The sequence below is a fragment of the Micromonospora sp. NPDC005686 genome (genome assembly GCF_042871665.1).
Classification (GTDB): domain Bacteria; phylum Actinomycetota; class Actinomycetes; order Mycobacteriales; family Micromonosporaceae; genus Micromonospora.
Map to the genome: position 1 here is coordinate 1 of NZ_JBIAIY010000012.1, position 19255 is coordinate 19255.

Annotated in this window: 18 protein-coding genes; 7 read left to right on the top strand and 11 right to left on the bottom strand. The window is 72.7% G+C overall.

The features are described from left to right. On the top strand, positions 1 to 270 hold a 270-nt coding region (locus ACFYON_RS24905), incomplete at its 5' end, for a hypothetical protein (protein ID WP_387321104.1). A 185-nt stretch (positions 271 to 455) separates the two neighbouring features. Here ACFYON_RS24905 and ACFYON_RS24910 read toward each other — a convergent pair. The 4 genes from ACFYON_RS24910 to ACFYON_RS24925 form a co-directional block, all read right to left on the bottom strand. After that, complete coding sequence (locus tag ACFYON_RS24910; RefSeq protein ID WP_354867045.1) at positions 456 to 1517, bottom strand: ABC transporter permease; 1062 nt, start codon at positions 1515 to 1517, stop codon at positions 456 to 458. Further along, positions 1514 to 2407: an ATP-binding cassette domain-containing protein gene (locus tag ACFYON_RS24915; RefSeq protein ID WP_354867043.1), complete on the bottom strand. Its 894-nt coding sequence runs from the start codon at positions 2405 to 2407 to the stop codon at positions 1514 to 1516. Before ACFYON_RS24915 ends, ACFYON_RS24910 begins: the two co-directional genes overlap by 4 nt. An 82-nt stretch (positions 2408 to 2489) precedes the next feature. After that, positions 2490 to 3167, bottom strand: a complete 678-nt coding sequence (locus tag ACFYON_RS24920; protein ID WP_357706857.1) for a response regulator transcription factor — start codon at positions 3165 to 3167, stop codon at positions 2490 to 2492. Then, positions 3164 to 4453, bottom strand: coding sequence for a sensor histidine kinase (locus ACFYON_RS24925; protein WP_355097309.1), 1290 nt, complete (start codon positions 4451 to 4453; stop codon positions 3164 to 3166). The genes ACFYON_RS24920 and ACFYON_RS24925 overlap by 4 nt, the downstream gene beginning before the upstream one ends. Positions 4454 to 4540: 87 nt before the next feature. On the opposite strand from ACFYON_RS24925, the gene ACFYON_RS24930 reads away from it, so the two are divergent. Further along, the gene (locus tag ACFYON_RS24930) at positions 4541 to 5098 is read left to right on the top strand and encodes a GNAT family N-acetyltransferase (RefSeq protein ID WP_387189130.1); all 558 of its coding nucleotides are present in this window, start codon (positions 4541 to 4543) and stop codon (positions 5096 to 5098) included. Positions 5099 to 5149: 51 nt separating this feature from the next. On the opposite strand, the gene ACFYON_RS24935 is transcribed toward ACFYON_RS24930, so the two are convergent. Beyond that, positions 5150 to 5746 carry a hypothetical protein gene (locus ACFYON_RS24935; protein WP_357706854.1) on the bottom strand — a complete coding sequence of 199 codons (597 nt, stop codon included), beginning with the start codon at positions 5744 to 5746 and terminating at the stop codon, positions 5150 to 5152. A gap of 118 nt (positions 5747 to 5864) precedes the next feature. Between ACFYON_RS24935 and ACFYON_RS24940 the strand changes: the two genes are divergently transcribed. Next, the gene (locus ACFYON_RS24940) at positions 5865 to 7214 is read left to right on the top strand and encodes a protein kinase (RefSeq protein ID WP_355097421.1); all 1350 of its coding nucleotides are present in this window, start codon (positions 5865 to 5867) and stop codon (positions 7212 to 7214) included. Positions 7215 to 7223: 9 nt separating this feature from the next. Here ACFYON_RS24940 and ACFYON_RS24945 read toward each other — a convergent pair whose 3' ends face one another. From ACFYON_RS24945 to ACFYON_RS24960, 4 genes are all read right to left on the bottom strand, one after another. Beyond that, positions 7224 to 7787 (bottom strand): hypothetical protein, encoded by a 564-nt coding sequence (locus ACFYON_RS24945; RefSeq protein WP_357706852.1) that lies wholly within the window; start codon positions 7785 to 7787, stop codon positions 7224 to 7226. Continuing rightward, on the bottom strand, positions 7780 to 8319 hold the full coding sequence (locus tag ACFYON_RS24950; RefSeq protein ID WP_357706850.1) for an RNA polymerase sigma factor: 540 nt from the start codon (positions 8317 to 8319) through the stop codon (positions 7780 to 7782). Before ACFYON_RS24950 ends, ACFYON_RS24945 begins: the two co-directional genes overlap by 8 nt. A gap of 140 nt (positions 8320 to 8459) precedes the next feature. After that, the gene (locus ACFYON_RS24955; RefSeq protein WP_355095327.1) at positions 8460 to 9404 is read right to left on the bottom strand and encodes a permease prefix domain 1-containing protein; all 945 of its coding nucleotides are present in this window, start codon (positions 9402 to 9404) and stop codon (positions 8460 to 8462) included. Then, positions 9401 to 9742, bottom strand: a complete 342-nt coding sequence (locus ACFYON_RS24960) for a PadR family transcriptional regulator (protein WP_355095329.1) — start codon at positions 9740 to 9742, stop codon at positions 9401 to 9403. The genes ACFYON_RS24955 and ACFYON_RS24960 overlap by 4 nt, the downstream gene beginning before the upstream one ends. Positions 9743 to 9926: 184 nt before the next feature. On the opposite strand from ACFYON_RS24960, the gene dnaE reads away from it, so the two are divergent. Beyond that, positions 9927 to 13460 carry a DNA polymerase III subunit alpha gene (dnaE, locus tag ACFYON_RS24965; protein WP_354867023.1) on the top strand — a complete coding sequence of 1178 codons (3534 nt, stop codon included), beginning with the start codon at positions 9927 to 9929 and terminating at the stop codon, positions 13458 to 13460. Positions 13461 to 13506: 46 nt separating this feature from the next. Here the strand turns inward: dnaE and ACFYON_RS24970 are convergent, their stop codons facing one another. Next, the gene (locus tag ACFYON_RS24970) at positions 13507 to 14457 is read right to left on the bottom strand and encodes an N-acetylmuramoyl-L-alanine amidase (protein ID WP_387187916.1); all 951 of its coding nucleotides are present in this window, start codon (positions 14455 to 14457) and stop codon (positions 13507 to 13509) included. A gap of 880 nt (positions 14458 to 15337) precedes the next feature. Here ACFYON_RS24970 and ACFYON_RS24975 point away from each other — a divergent pair. Beyond that, complete coding sequence (locus tag ACFYON_RS24975) at positions 15338 to 16216, top strand: DUF2268 domain-containing putative Zn-dependent protease (RefSeq protein WP_354867019.1); 879 nt, start codon at positions 15338 to 15340, stop codon at positions 16214 to 16216. 76 nt (positions 16217 to 16292) lie between these two features. Further along, the gene (locus tag ACFYON_RS24980) at positions 16293 to 17330 is read left to right on the top strand and encodes an aminotransferase class V-fold PLP-dependent enzyme (RefSeq protein WP_354867017.1); all 1038 of its coding nucleotides are present in this window, start codon (positions 16293 to 16295) and stop codon (positions 17328 to 17330) included. 4 nt (positions 17331 to 17334) lie between these two features. On the opposite strand, the gene ACFYON_RS24985 is transcribed toward ACFYON_RS24980, so the two are convergent. Further along, positions 17335 to 18507: an acyl-CoA dehydrogenase family protein gene (locus ACFYON_RS24985; protein ID WP_354867015.1), complete on the bottom strand. Its 1173-nt coding sequence runs from the start codon at positions 18505 to 18507 to the stop codon at positions 17335 to 17337. A gap of 87 nt (positions 18508 to 18594) precedes the next feature. On the opposite strand from ACFYON_RS24985, the gene ACFYON_RS24990 reads away from it, so the two are divergent. Then, on the top strand, positions 18595 to 19248 hold the full coding sequence (locus tag ACFYON_RS24990) for a TetR/AcrR family transcriptional regulator C-terminal domain-containing protein (RefSeq protein WP_354867014.1): 654 nt from the start codon (positions 18595 to 18597) through the stop codon (positions 19246 to 19248). The last annotated feature ends 7 nt before the right edge of the window (positions 19249 to 19255 follow it).

Here is a 19255-nt window from a genome sequence, read left to right on the forward strand (position 1 = left end):
CATCGGGGTACTTCTTCGGTGCTGCCACGGACGACTTCCTCCCCCACGGCCATCAGACCATGGTCAAGAAGCTCCATGAAAGCGGGGGTGGCTCACAGGTTAGATGATCGTTTCCTGATTGTCGCTGCTAAGGCATACACCAAGAAGCATGGTTCAGTTGAGGCGGCTCTTGAAGCTCTGGACGTACAGAAGCAGCGCAAGTATGAGCGTTACGAGTCCTACCTTGACGCCAGGGCTAAGTATCGGGAAGAGCGAGAAGCAGCAAAGTAACCGAACAACCTTGAGGCCCCTGCCGTTCTGGTAGGGGCCTCAGCTATTTCAGGAGAGAATGACTATGAGAGAGCTTAAGCCTCACGGCACGCGGTCTAGATATAGGAGCGGTCGGCTGACCCCGGCCCGACGCGCGAAGCGCCGGCCACCCACTCGGGTGGCCGGCGCTCGGCGTATCGCGCGGGTCAGGCGATCGGCTCGCGCTGCCGCCACGCGGCCCGCACCGAGGTCCGCCCGTTGGTGCGTAGCAGCGAGCCCTCGTAGACCCGGGCTCCGGCGAGCAGGAACCCGGCCGCCGCGAGCAGCAGCAGCGCCAGCGACACGAACGGCTCCCACGTCGCCGCGTCGCCGGTGAACAGCCGTACCGGCATCGCGGTCGGCGACGAGAACGGCAGGTACGACATGATCCGCATGGCCGTGGCGTTGTCGTGGAGGAACACCACCGCGAAGAACGGTGCCATCACCGCGAGCTGCACCGGGGTGGACGCCCCGGCGATGTCCTCCTGCCGGTTCACCAGCGCCCCGGCGGCCGCCCACATGGCCGCCAGCAGCAGGAAGCCGCACAGGAAGAACGGCACGAACCAGCCGACGGCCGGCGCGATCAGGCCCAGCAGGTCACCGCCGCCGGTCAGGCGCATCCCGATCAGCGCGGCGGCCGCGATCACTGTGATCTGCCCCAGCGCCAGCGCGCCGGCGGCGAGGATCTTGCCGGCCAGCAGCGCCCGGGCCGGCACGGCGGCCACCAGGATCTCCACGATCCGGGTCTGCTTCTCCTCGGTGACGCTCTGCGCGATCTGCAACCCGAACGTCTGGGACAGGAAGAAGAAGACGAACGCGAAGGCGAACGGCACCAGGTACGCGAGGAGCGGGTCCACCGCGTCCGGGTCCAGCAGCCGTACCTGCGGGGCCGCGCTGAGCGCGGAGACCACGTCGTCCGGGGCCCGCTCGTCGGCGACCACGACCGGACCGGTGACCACCGCGGCGTCCGCGTCGCCGTCGCGTACCGCCTGCTCGGCGGCGCCGTCGTCGGCGACCACGAGGACGTCCAGCCCGGCGGCGCGCAGCGGCTCGGCGCCGGCGGCGGTCACCGCCACGGTGGACGGACCGCTGTTCAGCATCGCCGGCACCACGGTGGCGACGACGGCGAGCAGCAGGAAGATCAGCGTGCTGTAGAGGAACGTCTTGTCGCGGATCTTGACCTTGATCTCGCGGGCCGCGATCAGCCGGGTGGCCTGGATCGTGTTCACTGGTTGACCTCTCGGAAGATCTCGGCGAGGGACGGGGTGACCGGGCCGAACGCGCGCACCGGGCCGCGGGCCAGCGCGGCGCGCAGCACCGCCTGGTCGTCGGCGGGCGGGTCCACCTCGACCACCGCGCGGGCGCCGTCGAGGTCGACCAGCCGCACACCGGGCTGGTCCCGCAGCCAGCCGGCGTCGCCGTCGACCACGAGCGAGAACCGGGGCAGGGTGTACGCGGCGCGCAACTCCTCGCGCGGGCCCGCGGCCCGGATGGTGCCGCCCGCGATGAGCACCAGGTCGTCGCAGAGCCGTTCCACCACGTCGAGCTGGTGGCTGGAGAAGAGCACCGGCGCTCCGGCGGCGGCGCGTTCCCGCAGCACCGCCACCACCATGTCGACGGCGAGGGGGTCGAGCCCGGAGAACGGCTCGTCCAGGATCAGCACCTCCGGGTCGTGCACCAGCGCGGCGGCGATCTGCGCGCGCTGCTGGTTGCCCAGCGACAGCGTCTCCAGCAGGTCGCCGGCCCGCTCACCGAGACCGACCCGCTCCAGCAGCGCGTCGGTGCGGCGGCGGGCCCCGGCGGCGTCCAGCCCGTGCAGGCGGCCGAGGTGGATGACCTGCTCGCGGGGCGTCATCTTGGGATAGAGGCCGCGTTCCTCGGGCATGTAGCCGAACCGGGCCCGGGCCTCGCGGGTGAGCGGCTGCCCCCGCCACGTCACCTGCCCGGCGTCCGGGGCGAGCACGCCGAGGACGATCCGCATGGTGGTGGTCTTGCCGGCGCCGTTGCCGCCGACGAATCCGGTCATGCGCCCGGCGGTCACGTCGAAGGAGACGTCCTTGAGCACCTGACGGCCGCCGAAGCTGCGGTCGACGCCGTCGAGGCGGAGCACGCTGGTCATGATCCCGACGCTACGGCCGGCCGTCCCTCCCGTCGTCCCACCGTAGGGCGATCACGAGGTCCGTCGCGCGGGGGACGGGGCATCATCCCCCGGGGCGCACCACGCCGTGCTCGTACGCGAACACCACCGCCTGCACCCGGTCGCGCAGCCCGAGCTTGGCCAGCACGCGGCTGACGTGCGTCTTCACCGTCGCCTCCCCGACGCGCAGGACGTCCGCGATCTCGGCGTTGCTGGCCCCGCGCGCGACCAGCTCCAGCACCTCCCGCTCGCGCGGGGTCAGGTCCGCCGTCGCCGCGTCGTGCCGGGGATCCGGCGGCGCCGCGCCGGGCCGGGCGAACGTGGAGATCACCCGCCGGGTGAGCGCCGGCGCGATGAGCCCTTCGCCGCGCGCCACCACCCGCACCGCCTCGACCAGGTCCTCCGGCGTGCCGTTCTTCAGCAGGAAGCCGCTCGCCCCGGCCCGCAACGCGGCGAACAGGTAGTCGTCCCTGTCGAACGTGGTGAGGATCAGCACCGCCGGGCCGCCCGGCGTCGCGTCGGCGGTGATCCGGCGGGTGGCCTCCAGCCCGTCGAGAACGGGCATCTCCACGTCCATCAGCACCACGTCCGGCCGCAGCGCGGACGCCATCGACACCCCGCGCTGCCCGTCGGCGGCCTCACCGACCACCTCGATGTCGTCCTCCACCTCGAGGATCACCCGGAAGCCGGTCCGGACCAGGTGCTGGTCGTCGACGAGCAGCACCCGTACCGGCGCGCTCACGCCGCCCGCCCGGCGGCCTCGACCGGCAGCGGCATGCGGGCCCGGACCCGGAACCCGCCGCCGGGGCGTGGCCCGGTCTCCACCTCACCGCCGTGGGCGGCGACCCGCTCCCGCATGCCGATCAGGCCGAGCCCGGTCCCGGCAGCCGGCGCGCCGCCGTGTCCGTCGTCGCTCACGTCGATCTCCAGTTCCCTCGCCAGATAGCGGACGCGCACGTCGAGCGTGGTCGCGTGGGCGTGCTTGACCACGTTCGTCACCGCCTCCTGCACGGTCCGGTACGCTGCCTGCGACACCGAGCGCGGCAACGGCACCGGTTCCCCGTACACCCCGAGTTCGGCCCGCAGCCCGGCCTCCCGGGCCCGGTCCACCAGCGCGCGGACCTCGTCGAGGCCGGCGGTGTCCTCCAGCGCGGTGGCCGCGCCGGCCGCGGCGTCCGGGTCGCGCAGCACGCCGAGCATCCGGCGCAGCTCGTCGACCGAGGTGCGGGCCGTCTCCTCGATGGCGGCCAGCGCGGTACGCGCCTTGTCCCGGTCGCGGTCGAACACACGCCGGCACGCGGCCGCCTGCACGCCCATCACCGACACGTGGTGGGCGACCACGTCGTGCAGCTCCCGGGCGATGCGGACCCGCTCGCCCATCACCGCGCGCTCGCGCGCCTCCGCCTGCGACCGGCGCAACTGCTCGGCCTGCTCCCGCAGTTCGTGCCGGCGGTGGGCGGCCACCCAGGCGGTCTGTCCGGAGTAGTAGGCGAACCCGAAGAACAGCAGGTTGTAGAACACCCCGTTCACCACCGCCGCGAGCACCGGCGGCACCGGGCCGGCGGCGTCGGCGAAGGAAGCCGCCGAGATCTGGTCCGCCCGCAGCGCGAGGGACAGCGCGAGCCAGCCGAACATCGCCACGATGATGGCGGCGCGCAGCCGCCCGGCCAGCCGCCGGTCGGCGCCCCACGCGCCGAGCGTGTAAAGGGCGGCGAACAACGCGCCCGACGGGAGCTGGGCGAGCGGTACCGCCCGTGCCTGCCCCGCGATGAACGCGATCGAGACGAGCACCGCGACGGTGGCGGGCCACCGCCGCCGTACGGCGAGCGGGGCGGTCACCGCCACTGTCCACCCGACCTGCTCGCCGAGGCTCGGCGGCGGCCCGAGCAGGAAGGCCCCGGTGCTGTGCGCCAGCGTCAGCTCGAACAGGGCCAGCACGGTGACCGCGAGTCCGACCCAGAGGTCGGCGCGCAGCTGCGCGGCGGTGGGAACCGGCCGGCGCCAGGCGGTGGTGGGTGCGGTGCTCACCGTACGACCATGCCACCGACACGGCCGGCGCGGTGCGCGGGGCGTAATCGGGTGGGCCGGACGACAGCCGCGACGTAGCCTGCCGGGGTGTTCGTGCCCGATCTGCCGATACGCACCGAGCGCCTGCTGCTGCGCGCCTTCACCGCCGACGACCTGGCGGTGGTCCGGGACTACCGGGGCCGCCCGGAGGTGACCCGCTACCTCTACCACCAGCCGTACGACGACGACGCCGCCCGCGCCGCCATCGAGCGGCTGGTCCGGCGGACCGCGCTGCGCGCCCCCGGTGACGTGCTCAACCTCGCCCTGACGGTGGCGGACACCGGCGAGTTCGCCGGGGACGTGCTGCTGAGCTGGGCCAGCGGCGAGCACCGGCAGGGCGAGATCGGGTACGTGGCGCATCCCGCGCACACCGGCCGGGGGTACGTCACCGAGGCGGCGCGGGAGCTGCTGCGGATCGGCTTCGACGGGCTGGGCCTGCACCGGATCGTCGGCCGGCTGGACGCCCGCAACACCGCCTCGGCCCGGGTGCTGGAGCGGCTGGGCATGCGCCGGGAGGCGCACCTGCGGGAGAACGAGTTCGTCAAGGGGGAGTGGACCGACGAGGTGGTCTACGCGTTGCTGGCCCGGGAGTGGCGGGCGGCCTGAGCGCGGGCCCGGCGCGACGGCCGCGCCCGCGCTCAGGCGGTTCCCGGTGGCTCAGCAGCAGCAGCCCTGCCGGAACCCCCGCTCGACGTACGACGCCAGACCGGCCTCGTAGTAGCCGACCCCGGGCCGGATCGGGTGGTCGCTGAACAGTTCGACCCGCGACCCGAACCGGACCAGGTACGCCTCGGCGTCATCCGCGTCGTTGCGGATCATGCTGCCGCGCGGCCCGTAGATGCGCTCCAGTTCGGCGAAGGACATCCCGACCGAACCGCCGGCCGGGGAGCGCGGCGGCGCGGTGGCCGTACCCACCGACACGAGCCGGGCGTCCCGGAAGGTCAGCAGGATCGCCCCGGCCCAGGAGCCGGTGACACCGGCGTGCACCACTCCGGGGCAGCCGGGCGCCGTCCAGTCGATCAGCCCGGCAGCGACGAGCCGGTCCAGCCGGGCGCCGATCCGGAACGGGCCGGCGCCCCGGACGCTGAGCACCGCGTTCTCCGCGACAGCCGACCGGACGCGCACCGGCGTGCCGTCACCGCCGCCGGCGGCCGCCGTGCGCACCGGTGGGCCGGCGGCCACCGGTGCGGCGCCCGGCACGGCGCCGGCGAGCGCCAGCAGACAGGCGAGGACGGTGGACGGGATACGGTTCATGGTCGATCTCCTTCCGTCGGGTTCTCCTGTCCTGTTGGTCTCCGACCGCGGCGGTTCGGTTCGGCGGATCGTCTACCGTCGAAGTGGTGGCCCCGGTGGCGGTCCCGGAGGTGGTGCGATGATCACGCCGGCGTGGATCGGGGCGTACCGGGTGGAGCGCCTGCTCGGCACGGGCTCCTTCGCCACGGTCTGGCTCGCGTACGACCCGGCCCTCGCCGGCCGGGTCGCGGTCAAGGTGCTGGCCGAGAACTGGAGCCACGACCTGCGGGTGCGGGAACGGTTCCTCGACGAGGCCCGGCTGCTGCGGCGGCTGGACCACGACCGCCTGGTCCGGGTGCACGCCGTGGGGGAGTTGCCCGACGGCCGTCCGTACGCCGTGCTGGCCTGGGCGGACGGCGGCAGCCTACGGGACCGGCTGGCGCGCGGCCCACTGCCGGTGGCGGAGGCCCTGGCGGTGCTCGACGGGATCGCGGCCGGGGTGGCGGTGCTGCACCGGCACCGGGTGGTGCACCGGGACCTGACACCGAGCAATGTCCTGTTCCACTCCGGTCCGGACGGTGAGCGGGTGCTCATCGCCGACCTGGGGCTGGCCAAGGCGCTCGCCGTCGCCTCCGGGCTGACCGCCCGGGCCGGCACGCCCGGCTACATGGCGCCGGAGCAGGACGACCCGCTGGCGGTGGTCGACACCCGCGCCGACGTCTTCGGACTGGGCCGCCTGGGACTGCGGCTGCTCGGCCGGGCGGGCCCACCGGGCGGGCCGGCCGGTTCACGCCTGCGTCCCGGGGTGCCGGCGGCTGTGGACGGTGTGCTGCGGACCGCCACCGCCGTACGCCCGGCCGACCGCCACCCGGACGCGGACGCGTTCCGGCGGGCGTTGCGGCGCGCGGTGGCGGGCGGGCCGGCTCTGTCCCCGGCCCGGCGGGCGCCGCGCCCACTGCCGGCCGTCGCCGCGGTCGCGGTGACGATCGCCGTCGCCGCCACGAGCGCGGGGGACGCGATCCACCCCGTCCCGGCCGGTGCGGTGGGCCGCAGTGGACCGCTGACCGTGATCCTGCCGGCGGGCTGGCGGGCCGAGGGCGCCGGCTGGGCCGGACAGTACGGCGACGACGGCCGTCTCGAACCGGCGCTGGTGATCTCCCCGGATCCGGGAAACTGGGTGGCCGACCCCACGCTGCCCGGCGCGTTCGTCGGCCTCTCCACCGGTGCGGCGCGCCGGACCGGTCCGGCGGCCTTCCTCGCCGGACGGCCGCACTCCGACTGCGTCGCATCACCGCCGCGGCGTTCCCGGCAGGGCGGCGTCGAGTGGACCGTGGTCACGTACACCTGCCCCACCGCCCGCCCGGTGATCGTCGAGGCGGCCGGCCCGGCCACCGGCCGGTCCGGTCTGCTCTACGTCCAGCTCGTCCCGCCGCCGGACGCGGGCGCGGACTTCGTCGACGGGGTGCTCGCCGGGGTGCGGGCCGGGTAGGCGGCGCGGTCAGACCACCACCATGGTGATCGGGTACGCGCGCCCGTCCTGCGGGATGGTGACGACCACGGTGCCGACGCGTACGAACCGGATGTCCACCACCCCGGCCTCGTAGCTCTGCGAGACCAGGTCCTCCCGGTCCACTGTCACCTCACCCGGGCCGATGCCCTGGATCCGCAGGATTCCACCGGCGGCGAAGCAGAGTGACCTCACCAGCGCCAGTTCGGTCTCGGCAAGGATCAGGTCGTGGCGGACCGGCCCGAAGCACGCGGCCGGGGCGGTGGTGCGTACCGGTCGGGCGGGCCGGGTGCTCCGGGGCGCGGCCGGTGGTCGTGGCCGCGTACGTGGGACCGCCGGTCTGCTCGACGGGGCCGGCACCGGCGTGCTCGCCTGCGGCGCCGGGGTGGGCCGGGGTGGGATCGCGGCGGTGGGCGGCGCGGTGGCGACGGCGCTGGTCACCGCCGGCCGTGCCGGAAGTGGCGAGACCGGGCGGTCGGCGCAGGCGGGCGTCCCGGCGAGGGCGGCGAGCGCGACGAGCGCGACGCCGCCCCGGCGGCGGGCCGGCTCACGCATCGGACAGCCGCAGCCGCAGTTGCCGCCGGGCCTCGTGGATGCGGGACTTGACGGTGCCCTCCGGCACGCCGAGCAGGCCGGCGATCTCCCGGTAGCTCAGCCCGAGCACGTCGCGCAGAGTCACCGCCTCGGCGAGGTCCGGGGGGATCGCGTCGAGCGCGTCCAGCAGGTCGAGCCGGGTGCCGGCGACCACGCTGGTCCGGCGGGGGTCGGGCGGGTCCGGCAGCGGAACCCCGCCGGCCTCCCGCTGCCACCGTCGCCGCAACGTGCGGTAGGTGGAGCGGGCCCGGTTGGCGGTGATCCGGTACAGCCAGGTGTCGAACGACGACCGCCCCTCGAACCCGGCGATCCCCTGGGCGAGCGCGAGCAGGGCGTCCTGGCAGGCCTCCTCGGCGTCCTGCCGGTGGGGCAGCAGGCGAGCGCACTGGCGCAGCACGTCCGGCCGGACGGCGGCCAGCAGCGCGTCGAGTGCCTGCCGGTCGCCGCGTGCGGCCGAGCGGGCCAGCTCGTCCGTGCCGTCGGGGAGGGGCATCAGGGTGTCCAGTGCTCGCCGGTGGTGCGGGAGATCAGGCTATGCCCGGGGTGGCCGCGCCGCCGCCGCTGAGTCGGGCAGCCGACGGCCGGCCGTCCCGGCGCCGACGGTGCCGGGACGGCCGGAGGATCGGCCCGACTTCAGCGGGTGGCGCGGCCGGCCTTGACCGCGCTTTCGATCACGTCCCAGATCGCGACCAGCACGACCACCGCGCTCGCCACCCGGGCGAACTCGACGGTCCCGCCGTCCCGCAGCCAGGCGAACCGCTCGACCAGCTCCGGGTTGAGCAGCCGGTCGGTGGCGAGCAGCCAGAGCACCGGGGCGGCGAAGGCCACGTTGAGCACCGCGTTGACCGCCACCAGCGGCCAGGTCCACCGCCCGGACCGGTACTTGGCGATCTCCAGGCCGACGGTGGCCAGCAGCACCACGATCAGGACCGGCAGCCAGAAGCTCCAGAGCGCCGGGTCGAGCGCCGGCAGCCGGGTGCCGTTGTCGGTGGTCCAGCGCTGGAAGTGCTGGCCGACCAGGAGGCCGATGGTGGCGAGCAGGAACACCACGGAGGCGATGCTGTCGGAGTGGCTGATCTGCCGTTCCCGGGTCTCCTCGGGGAGCTGGTCGACGGTCCACTCGGGCAGCCCGAGCGGGGTCCGGGTGCGTTCCAGCACGGCGAACACCAGCGTGACCCAGAACGCGATCTGCACCGCGGTCTGCACCGCGGCGACGACGGCCGCCCCGATCGCCGCGCCCGGCTCGCCGTCGAGCAGCGCCTTGGCCAAGCCGGTGAGCACGCCGACGATCGCCGGGATCCAGGTGAGCAGCAGCCGCAGCAGCCGCCACCAGGCCAGGTAGTAGCGCGGGCCGATGAGTTGCAGGGTGCGGTCGCTGTAGCGGGCCGCGAGCTTCTCGGGGTGGCCCAGCTCGGTGAGCACCTCGCGCTCGGCCGAGGCGTGGTCCTGCCCGCCCGAGGTCCGGTCGTCGATCATGTCGGCGATGGAGCCGCGCAGCTCCTCGGCGATCTCCAGGCGGCGTTGCGCGGGCACGGCCCGCATGGTGGCGGCGACGTAACGGTCGGTCAGGGAACTCATCGTTCCGCTCCTTCGATCAGTACGGTGACGGACGCCCGCGTCGCGGTCATGTCGTCGAGCAGCCGGTTCAGCACGGCGTCGCCGTCGGCGCTGGTCCGGTAGAACTTGCGCGGCCGACTCTCCTCGGTGTTCCACTCGCTGGTCAGCAGGCCCTGGTCCTCCAACCGGCGCAGCAGCGGGTAGAGCGTGTTGGCGTCGACCGCGAAGCCGTGCGCGGCCAGTCGTTGCAGCAGGGCGTAGCCGTAGTCGGGGCGGCGCAGGGCGACCAGGGCGGCCACCACGACAGTGCCGCGCCGTAGCTCCTGAAGGTGGGTCCGGAGGACCTCTTCGCTGACCATGTCCGACACCATAGTGTGTGCCACACACTATTGCAATGGAGAAGGACATCGCGTGTCGCACACCGGCCGGTCGGAGAGACCCGGACCACCCTCGGCGCGGACGGTGGAGCCCGCACGATCACCTCGGTAGGGTGGGTCGGTCGACTCCGACGCAGCTTGATCCACAACCCGGGGGGCGCCACGCATGGGCGATTCGTTCGCGCATCTGCACGTACACACCGAGTACTCGATGCTCGACGGGGCGGCCCGGCTCAAGGACCTCTTCGCCGAGGCGGCGCGGCTCGGCATGCCGGCGGTGGCGATCACCGACCACGGCAACATGCACGGCGCGAACGACTTCTACAAGCAGGCCATGGACGCCGGGGTCAAACCCATCCTCGGCGTCGAGGCGTACGTCGCGCCGGAGTCGCGCTTCCACAAGGCCCGGGTCAAGTGGGGCCGCCCCGAGCAGAAGAGCGACGACGTCTCCGGCAACGGCGCGATCACCCACATGACCATGTGGGCGAAGAACCGCGACGGCCTGCAGAACCTGTTCAAGCTCAACTCGCGCGCCTCCATGGAGGGCCACTACGTGAAGTGGCCCCGGATGGACATGGAGCTGATCGCCGAGCACGCCGAGGGCATCATGGCCACCACCGGCTGCCCGTCCGGCGCGGTGCAGACCCGGCTGCGGCTCGGCCAGTTCGACGAGGCGCTCAAGGTCGCCGCCGCATACCAGGACATCTTCGGCAAGGACAACTACTTCCTGGAGATCATGGACCACGGCCTCGACATCGAGCGCCGGGTCCGCGAGGGGCTCACCGAGATCGCCCGCAAGCTCGACATCCCGCCGGTGGTCACCAACGACTCGCACTACACCCACGAGGCGCAGGCCGAGGCGCACGACGTGCTGCTCTGCGTACAGACCGGCAGCAACGTGGCCGACCCGAACCGGTTCCGCTTCGAGGGCGGCGGCTACTTCGTCAAGTCCGCCGACCAGATGCGCGCCGTCGACTCCTCCGAGCTGTGGCAGCAGGGCTGCCGCAACACGCTGCTGGTGGCCGAGAAGGTCGATCCGGCGGGCATGTTCACGTTCCACAACCTGATGCCGCGGTTCCCCATCCCCGAGGGCGAGACCGAGGAGTCCTGGTTCCGCAAGGAGACGTTCGCCGGCCTGGCGCGCCGCTTCCCGAACGGCATCCCGGAGGGCCACGTCGTCCAGGCCGAGTACGAGCTGGGCGTCATCATCCAGATGGGCTTCCCGTCGTACTTCCTCGTGGTCGCCGACTTCATCCAGTGGGCCAAGAGCCAGGGCATCGCGGTCGGACCGGGGCGTGGCTCGGCGGCCGGCTCGCTCGTGGCGTACGCGCTGGGCATCACCGACCTCGACCCGATCCCGCACGGCCTGATCTTCGAGCGGTTCCTCAATCCCGAGCGCGTCTCCATGCCGGATGTCGACATCGACTTCGACGAGCGCCGGCGCGGCGAGGTCATCAAGTACGTGACCGACAAGTGGGGCGAGGACAAGGTCGCGCAGATCGCCACGTTCGGCACGATCAAGGCGAAGGCCGCGATCAAGGACTCGGCCCGGGTGCTCGGCTTCCCGTACGCGGTCGGCGACCGGATCACCAAGGCCATGCCCCCGGCGGTGATGGGCAAGGACATCCCGCTGTCCGGCATCTTCGATCCGAAGCACCCCCGCTACGCCGAGGCGGGCGAGATCCGCGGCCTCTACGAGTCCGACCCGGACGTCAAGAAGGTCATCGAGACGGCCAAGGGCATCGAGGGCCTGATCCGCCAGACCGGTGTGCACGCGGCCGGCGTCATCATGTCCGCCGAGCCGATCATCGAGCACATCCCGCTGATGCGGCGCGACTCCGACGGCGTCATCATCACGCAGTTCGACTACCCGACCTGCGAGTCGCTCGGGCTGCTGAAGATGGACTTCCTCGGCCTGCGCAACCTGACGATCATCGACGACGCGGTGAAGAACATCCAGCTCAACCACGGCCGGGAGCTGGACCTGCTCGGTCTGCCGCTGGATGACAAGGCGGCGTACGAGTTGCTGGCCCGCGGTGACACGCTCGGCGTGTTCCAGCTCGACGGCGGGCCCATGCGCTCGCTGCTGCGGCTGATGAAGCCGGACAACTTCGAGGACATCTCCGCCGTCCTGGCGCTCTACCGGCCCGGCCCGATGGGCGTGGACTCGCACACCAACTACGCGCTGCGCAAGAACGGGCTCCAGGAGATCACCCCGATCCACCCGGAGCTGGAGGAGCCGCTGCGCGAGATCCTCGCGCCCACGCACGGCCTGATCGTCTACCAGGAGCAGGTGCAGCGCGCCGCGCAGATCCTCGCCGGCTACACGCTCGGCCAGGCCGACCTGCTGCGCCGGGCGATGGGTAAGAAGAAGAAGGAGATCCTGGACAAGGAGTTCATCCCGTTCCGGGACGGCTGCCGCGAGCGCGGCTACTCCGACGAGGCCGTCCAGGCCGTGTGGGACGTGCTGGTCCCGTTCGCCGGCTACGCGTTCAACAAGGCGCACTCCGCCGCGTACGGCCTGGTCTCCTACTGGACCGCCTACCTCAAGGCGCACTACCCGGCCGAGTACATGGCCGCCCTGCTCACCTCCGTCGGTGACGACAAGGACAAGATGGCGCTCTACCTCTCCGAGTGCCGCCGGATGCGCATCCAGGTGCTGCCGCCGGACGTGAACACCTCCGCCGGGCCGTTCACCCCGGTCGGCAAGGAGATCCGCTTCGGTCTCGGCGCGGTGCGCAACGTCGGCGCGAACGTGGTCGCCTCGATCATGCGGTGCCGCGAGGAGAAGGGCGACTACGCCGACTTCTACGACTTCCTGTCCAAGGTCGACGCCGTGGTCTGCAACAAGAAGACCATCGAATCGCTGATCAAGGCCGGGGCGTTCGACTCCCTCAAGCACCCGCGTAAGGGCCTGCTCGCGGTGCACGCCGACGCCATCGACGCGTACGCCGACGTCAAGCGCAAGGAGGCGGTCGGCCAGTACGACCTGTTCGGCGCCGGCTTCGGCGAGGCGGAGACCGGCGGCACCACCACGGTCATGCCGATCATCGGCGAGGGGGAGTGGGACAAGCGCGACAAGCTCGCGTTCGAGCGCGAGATGCTCGGCCTGTACGTCTCCGACCACCCGCTGTTCGGCCTGGAACACGTGCTCGGCGCGGCCGCCGACACCACCATCGCCGCGCTGTCCGAGGAGGGCACGGTGCCCGACGGCGCGGTGGTCACCCTGGCGGGCATCCTGTCCGGTGTGCAGCGCCGGGTCACCAAGCAGGGCCGGGCCTGGGCGTCGGCCACCCTGGAGGACCTGGCCGGCGGCGTGGAGACGTTGTTCTTCCCGAACACGTACGAGGTGATCGGGCAGTACATCGCCGAGGACGCCATCGTGGTGGTCAAGGGCCGGGTGGACCGGCGCGACGACACCCCGCGGATCATGGCGATGGACATGTCCATGCCGGACGTCACCAGCAACCCGGCGAACAAGCCGGTCACGCTGACCATCCCGGTGCACCGCTGCACGCCGCCGCTCGTGGAACGGCTCAAGGAGACGCTCGTGCTGCACCCCGGCGACACCGAGGTGCACGTCAAGCTGCTCAACGGCGGCAAGGTCACCACGCTGCGCCTCGGCCCGTTCCGGGTCGCGCCCACCACCGCGCTGATGGGTGACCTGAAGAGCGTGCTCGGCCCGGCCAACGTGAGCTGACCGGGCCGAGCGCCCCCGGCACGACGCCGGGCCGGGGGGCGTACCGCTAGACGCGGGTGATGCGGATGGCGTCGGCGATCACGTACCCGGTGCTGCCGGACCACCGGCTGACACCCACCTTGTTGGCGTCCCCGGCGGCCAGCGTGAAGGTGCCCAGCGAACGCCACGAACCGCCGTTCGCCGTCTGGTTCACCGCGACCGTCTGGTTGCCACTGGTGGTCGCCACGATGTACGGCGTGGAGGTGTTGTAGCCCGCGACGGCCGGGTACCAGACCTCCACCCGGTAGGTGGCCGTCGCCGGGATGTTCACCTTGTACCAGGCGGTGTCGCTGGCCGCGACCGGGTTGGCGTACCGGTAGTCGGCGCCGTAGCGCTGCGCCGAGTACGTCGAGGTGCTCCAGTTGGCGCTCGCGGTGAAGCGGCCGGCGGTGGTGTTGTCCACGATCGTCGACCAGGCGGTCGGCGGGGGCGTGGTGTCGCCGGTGACGAGCTGCATGTAGTAGGTCCAGTTCCAGTTCGGACCCGGGTCGGTGTGCGTGGCGCCCGGCACCTGGTTGTGCCCGATGATGTTGGTGCGGGTCTTCGGGATGCCGTACTTGTCGCACAGGAACCGGGTCAGCGCCGCCGACGACCGGTACATCGCGTCGGTGTACCAGGAGGCGTTGTCGACGTACCCCTCGTGCTCGATGCCGATCGACTGGGTGTTGTAGGTCCAGTTGCCCGCGTGCCAGGCGATGTCCTTGTCCCGCACCATCTGGGTCACCGCGCCGTCGGAGGAGCGGAGCAGGTAGTGCGCGCTGGCGCTGGCGGCGGCGTTCTGGAACCAGCTGATCGATCCGGAGTAGCTGCCCTGCATGGTGTGGATGACGATGTAGTTGATCGGGTACGCCGACTCGCGGCTGGAGGCCGTGTAGTTGGCCGAGTTGGCCGGCACCCAGGCCGCCGGGCCGTAGTCGGTGCTCAGGGTGCCGAAGTCGCCGGTGCCCAGCGGCGCCACGTCGGTGTACCGGCCCCGCTGGGGTGCGACCGGGCGGCCGTCCACACTGACCTCGCCGGTGGCGGTGGTCGCGATGAAGCCCCTGGCGAGCAGGTCGTACACGGCGTCGGCGTACAGCCGGGCGGTGGCCGGGTCTGTCGCTCCCCCGTACCGGGCGATCGGGCCGTACCACTGGTTGACGTCGTCTCGCTGCGCCGCGGTGAGGCCGGCCTCGTCGGCGTACGACCGCAGGACCGCCGCCGCGCCGGCCACGTTCGCGGCGTCCCGGGTACGCAGTTCGGCGCGGTCCAGCCGGGTCCGGCGCGCGGCCTCGTCGAGGGTCCGCACCTTCGGGTTGCTGGTCAGGTGCATCACGCCGTATCCGCCGGAGGCGCTGGGCGCGCCGCGGTGGCCGTCCAGGCGGGTTTCGGCGTACCCGAGCGCGGCGAGCAGGTCGCGCGGCACGTCGGAGCCGGCTGCGGCCCGGTCGAAGGCGGCGGCGAGCGGCTGCGCGCCGTGCTGCGGCGCTGCCTGGGCCGGCTGGCCGGTTAGGGCGATCGTGAAGATCATGGCGCCGCCGAGCAGGGTGCTCACCCGACGCGAGGGTCTCCGAATTGTCACGTCACTCCTCGTCGACTACATGGGGCGACTGTGATCACGTCGCCGGTTCGCCGCACCTTATAGCGTGACGCTCGTCGATGTCGATACCTTGCATTAGCTGAATCTTTGATGAAGAGTTCCTTCATGCGGGAGTCGCCTCCGGCGGTCGCGGGCCGCTGCGTCCCGACCCGTTCCGGGCCGCGGCGATCACCGACCCGCCTCCTCGGCCCGGCCGGCGTGAGCCGACCCCGTACCGTCGCGGTCTTGCCCCGGCGTGCCAGGGGCGGGCAGCATCGTGCGGATGCCGCCCACCGACCTGCTGCGCGTCCGTGAACTGGTGCCCGACTTCCTGGCCTGCGCCGAGCGGCGCCCGTCGCCGGAACTGTGGAGCTCCCGATACCTGGCCGGACACCCGGACGTGGTCCGGGCGCTGCGCCGCGACGGCGGCTGGTCCGACGCCGCCGGCGTGGCCGCCGCCCTGGACGGGCTCCGCGACCGAGCCGCCGGCCTCGCGGCACGCGCCGAGACGGTACGCGCCTCGCTGCCCGACGGCGTCGCGGCGGTGGCCGGCGCGCTGGGCTGGTCCGGCGACGGCGGGCCGGTCGAGTGCGTGGTGCTGGTCGGGCTGAACCGGGCGAACGGCTGGGCCGGCGAGCTGAACGGCAGGTACGCGCTGTTCCTCGCCGTGGAACAGCTCGGGCCACCGGAAGACCTCGACCTGCTGGTCCGGCACGAGGCCGCGCACGTGGTGCACGACCGCAGCGCCGCGATCCGCGACTGGCCGGAGTACGGGGTGGCGAACTCGCTGTTCACCGAGGGACTGGCCACCCAGGTCACCGCGGAACTCGACGCCGGCCGGCCGGACGAGGCGTACCTGTGGTTCGGCCGGCCCGGGTACCGGCCCTGGCTCGACGAGTGCCGCCGCCGGTGGCCGGAGATTCTGCGCCGGGTCCGCGCCGACCTCGACGCCACCGACGTCGAGCACCACGCCCCGTACTTCCTGATGCGGGACTCGCCACTGGCCGGCGACCTGCCCAAGCGCTGCGGCTACCTGGTCGGCCTGACCGCGGTACGACACCTGCGCCGACACCACACGCTGCGCGACCTGGCCACCTGGCCCCTGCCGAGGGTCCGAACCGAGATCGCCGCGGCCCTGACCGACCTCCCCCCACCAGCCTGACCCCCCCCCGGGGCGGGGGCCACGGGGGAGGGATTGGCGGTGCCGGGGGCGGGGTGGGGGTGGTTAGCGTCGGGGCATGGAGCTGGAACAGGCACGGAAGTTGTGGCAGCCGGAGCCCGGCTGGTTGAACACCGCCACCTACGGGCTGCCGCCCGAGCCGGTGTGGGACGCCATGGAGCGGGTGCTCGCCGACTGGCGGACCGGGCGGGTGTCGTTCGAGGCGTGGGACGAGTCGGTCGGGCGGTCCCGGGCCGCGTTCGCCCGTCTGACCGGTGTGGACGTCGCCGACGTGAGCATCGGCTCCGCCGTGTCGCAGATGGTCGCGCCGATCGCGGCGAGCCTGCCGGCCGGCGCCTCGGTGGTGGTGCCCGAGAACGAGTTCACCTCGATCCTGTTCCCCTGGCTGGTCCAGCAGGAGCGGGGCGTGCGCGTCCGCACCGTGCCGCTGGCCGGACTTGTCGACGCGATCGACGCGGGCACCGACCTGGTGGCGTTCAGCGTGGTGCAGTCCGCCGACGGCGTCGTGGCCCCGTACGACGAGATCGTCGCGGCGGCCCGGGCGCACGGCGCGTTCGTGGTGGTCGACGCCACCCAGGCGTGCGGATGGCTGCCGTTCGCGGCGGACCGCGCGGACGCGGTGGTGGTGGGGGCATACAAGTGGTTGATGTCGCCGCGCGGCTCGGCTTTCGCCTATCTGGCCCCGGCGTTGCGCGAGCGGATCCGCCCGGACGCGGCCGGGTGGTACGCCGGGAAGGACCCGCACGCCTCCTACTACGGGACGCCGCTGCGGCTGGCCGACGACGCCCGGCGCTTCGACATCTCCCCGTCCTGGCTGTGCTACGTCGGGGCCGCGCCGGCGCTGGAACTGCTCGCCGACCTCGATCCGGAGGAGGTGCGCGCGTACGACGTGGCGCTGGCCAACCGGTTCCTCGCCGGGCTGGGCCGCCCGCCGGGCGACAGCGCGATCGTCAGCGTGGACGTGCCGGACGCACAGGAGCGGCTGGCCCGCGCCGGGGTGCGCGCGGCGGTACGGGCCGGCCGGGTCCGCGCCTCGTTCCACCTCTACACGACCGAGGCGGACGTGGACCGGGCGATCGAGGCGCTGACCGGCTGACGGCTCAGGCCAGGTGGCCGCCGATCTTCGTGTATCCGCGCAGCAGGTCCCGGGAGATGATCAGCCGCTGCATCTCGTCGGTGCCCTCGAAGATCCGGTACAGCCGGACCTGCCGGTACCAGCGCTCGATCGGCAGCTCCCGGGTGTAGCCCATGCCGCCGTGGATCTGCAGCACCCGGTCCACCACCCGGTTGACCATGCCGGCGCCGTAGAGCTTGCCCATCGAGGAGGCGTGCCGGGGGTCGAGGCCCTGGTCGACCGTCCAGGCCGAGCGCAGGATCAGCCAGCGGGCCGCCTCCAGCTCGGTCTCCGAGTCGGCGATCATCCACTGGATGGCCTGGTTGGTGGCGATCGGCACGCCGAACGTCTCCCGCGTGTTGGCGTGGTCGATGGCCATCTGCAGGGCCCGCTCGGCGATGCCGATCGCGTGCGACGGGATGGTGTAGCGGCCCTTGCCGATCCACTCCATGCCGAGCGTGAAGCCCTGCCCGATCTCGCCGAGGATGTTGCGGTGCGGCACCCGTACGCCGTCGAAGATCAGCGAGGCCGGGCCACCCTCGCCCATGGTCTGGATGAACTCCGAGCGCCAGCCCATCGTGCGGTCCACCAGGAACGCTGTCGCGCCGCCGCGGCGGGCGCCCTTCTCCGGGTCGGTCACCGCGACCACGATGGCGAAGTCGGCGTCGTTGCCGTTGGTGATGAACGTCTTCTCGCCGTCGAGGACCCAGTCGTCACCGTCACGGCGGGCACGCAGCTTGATGTTCGCCGCGTCGGAGCCCGCGCCGGGCTCGGTGATGGCGAAGCAGGAGATCCGTTCCCCCTCGATGGTGGGGATCAGGAACTCCCGCTTCTGCTCCTCGGTGGCGTGGAACAGGATGTTGTCGGCCTCGCCGCCGAAGCGGAACGGCACGAAGCTGCGGCCCAGCTCGGTCCAGATCAGGGACTGCATGACCGCAGGCAGGGCCATCCCGCCGTACTCCTCCGGCGTGGCCAGCCCCCAGAAGCCGAACTTCTTCGCCTTGAGCTGGAGTTCGCGCAGCTCGGAGCGGTCCAGGCCGGGCTGGTGGGCGCGCTCGCGGCGCAGCACCTCCGCCTCCAGCGGCATCACCTCACGGGTGACGAACGTGCGAACGGTGTCCCGGATCGCGCGTTCCTCGTCGGACAGTGCGAAGTCCACGGTGCCCCCTCAGGTCGACTGGCTCTAAACTATCGCTGGAAGTTTTCCCGCGTCCAGACCCGATGTCGAAGGGTGGATGATGACCAGGTGCCCAGACCCCGGCAGGCCCTGCTCACCCGCGATCGGATCGTCGAGACCGCGCTGGCGCTGATCGACGCCGACGGGCTGGACGCGCTCTCGACCCGTCGGCTCGCCGCCGCGCTCGGCGTGCGCGGCCCCTCGCTCTACAACCACTTCGCCACCAAGGAGGAGATCCTCGACGCGGTGGCCGACGGCGTCGCGGCGACAGTCGACACCGGCGTCTTCGACGAGCACGACTGGCTCGACGCGCTCGGCCGGTGGGCGCACTCGTACCGGGCCGCGCTGGCCGCGCACCCGAACATCGTGCCGTACCTGGCGCAGGGGCCGGGCCGCCGTCCGGCCGCGCTCGCCATGGCCGACGCGGTCTACGGCGCGCTGGTCCGGGCCGGCTGGCCGCCCGCACGCGCCACCCACATCGGCGCCGCGATGCGCTACTTCGTGGCCGGGTCCGCGCTCGGCTCGTTCGCCCGCGGCTTCGTCGAGGACCCCTCGCTCTACGCCGCGCACCCGCACCTCAACCAGGCTCACCGGCTCGCCGGCCACCAGCGCAGCGTCGACGAGGGCGCGTTCGCGCTCGGCCTGGACGCGCTACTGCACGGGCTCGCCGCCGAGTACGCGGCCACCGTCGCCCCGCTGGAACGGGTCGGCGGTCCGGAGTAGCGTCGAA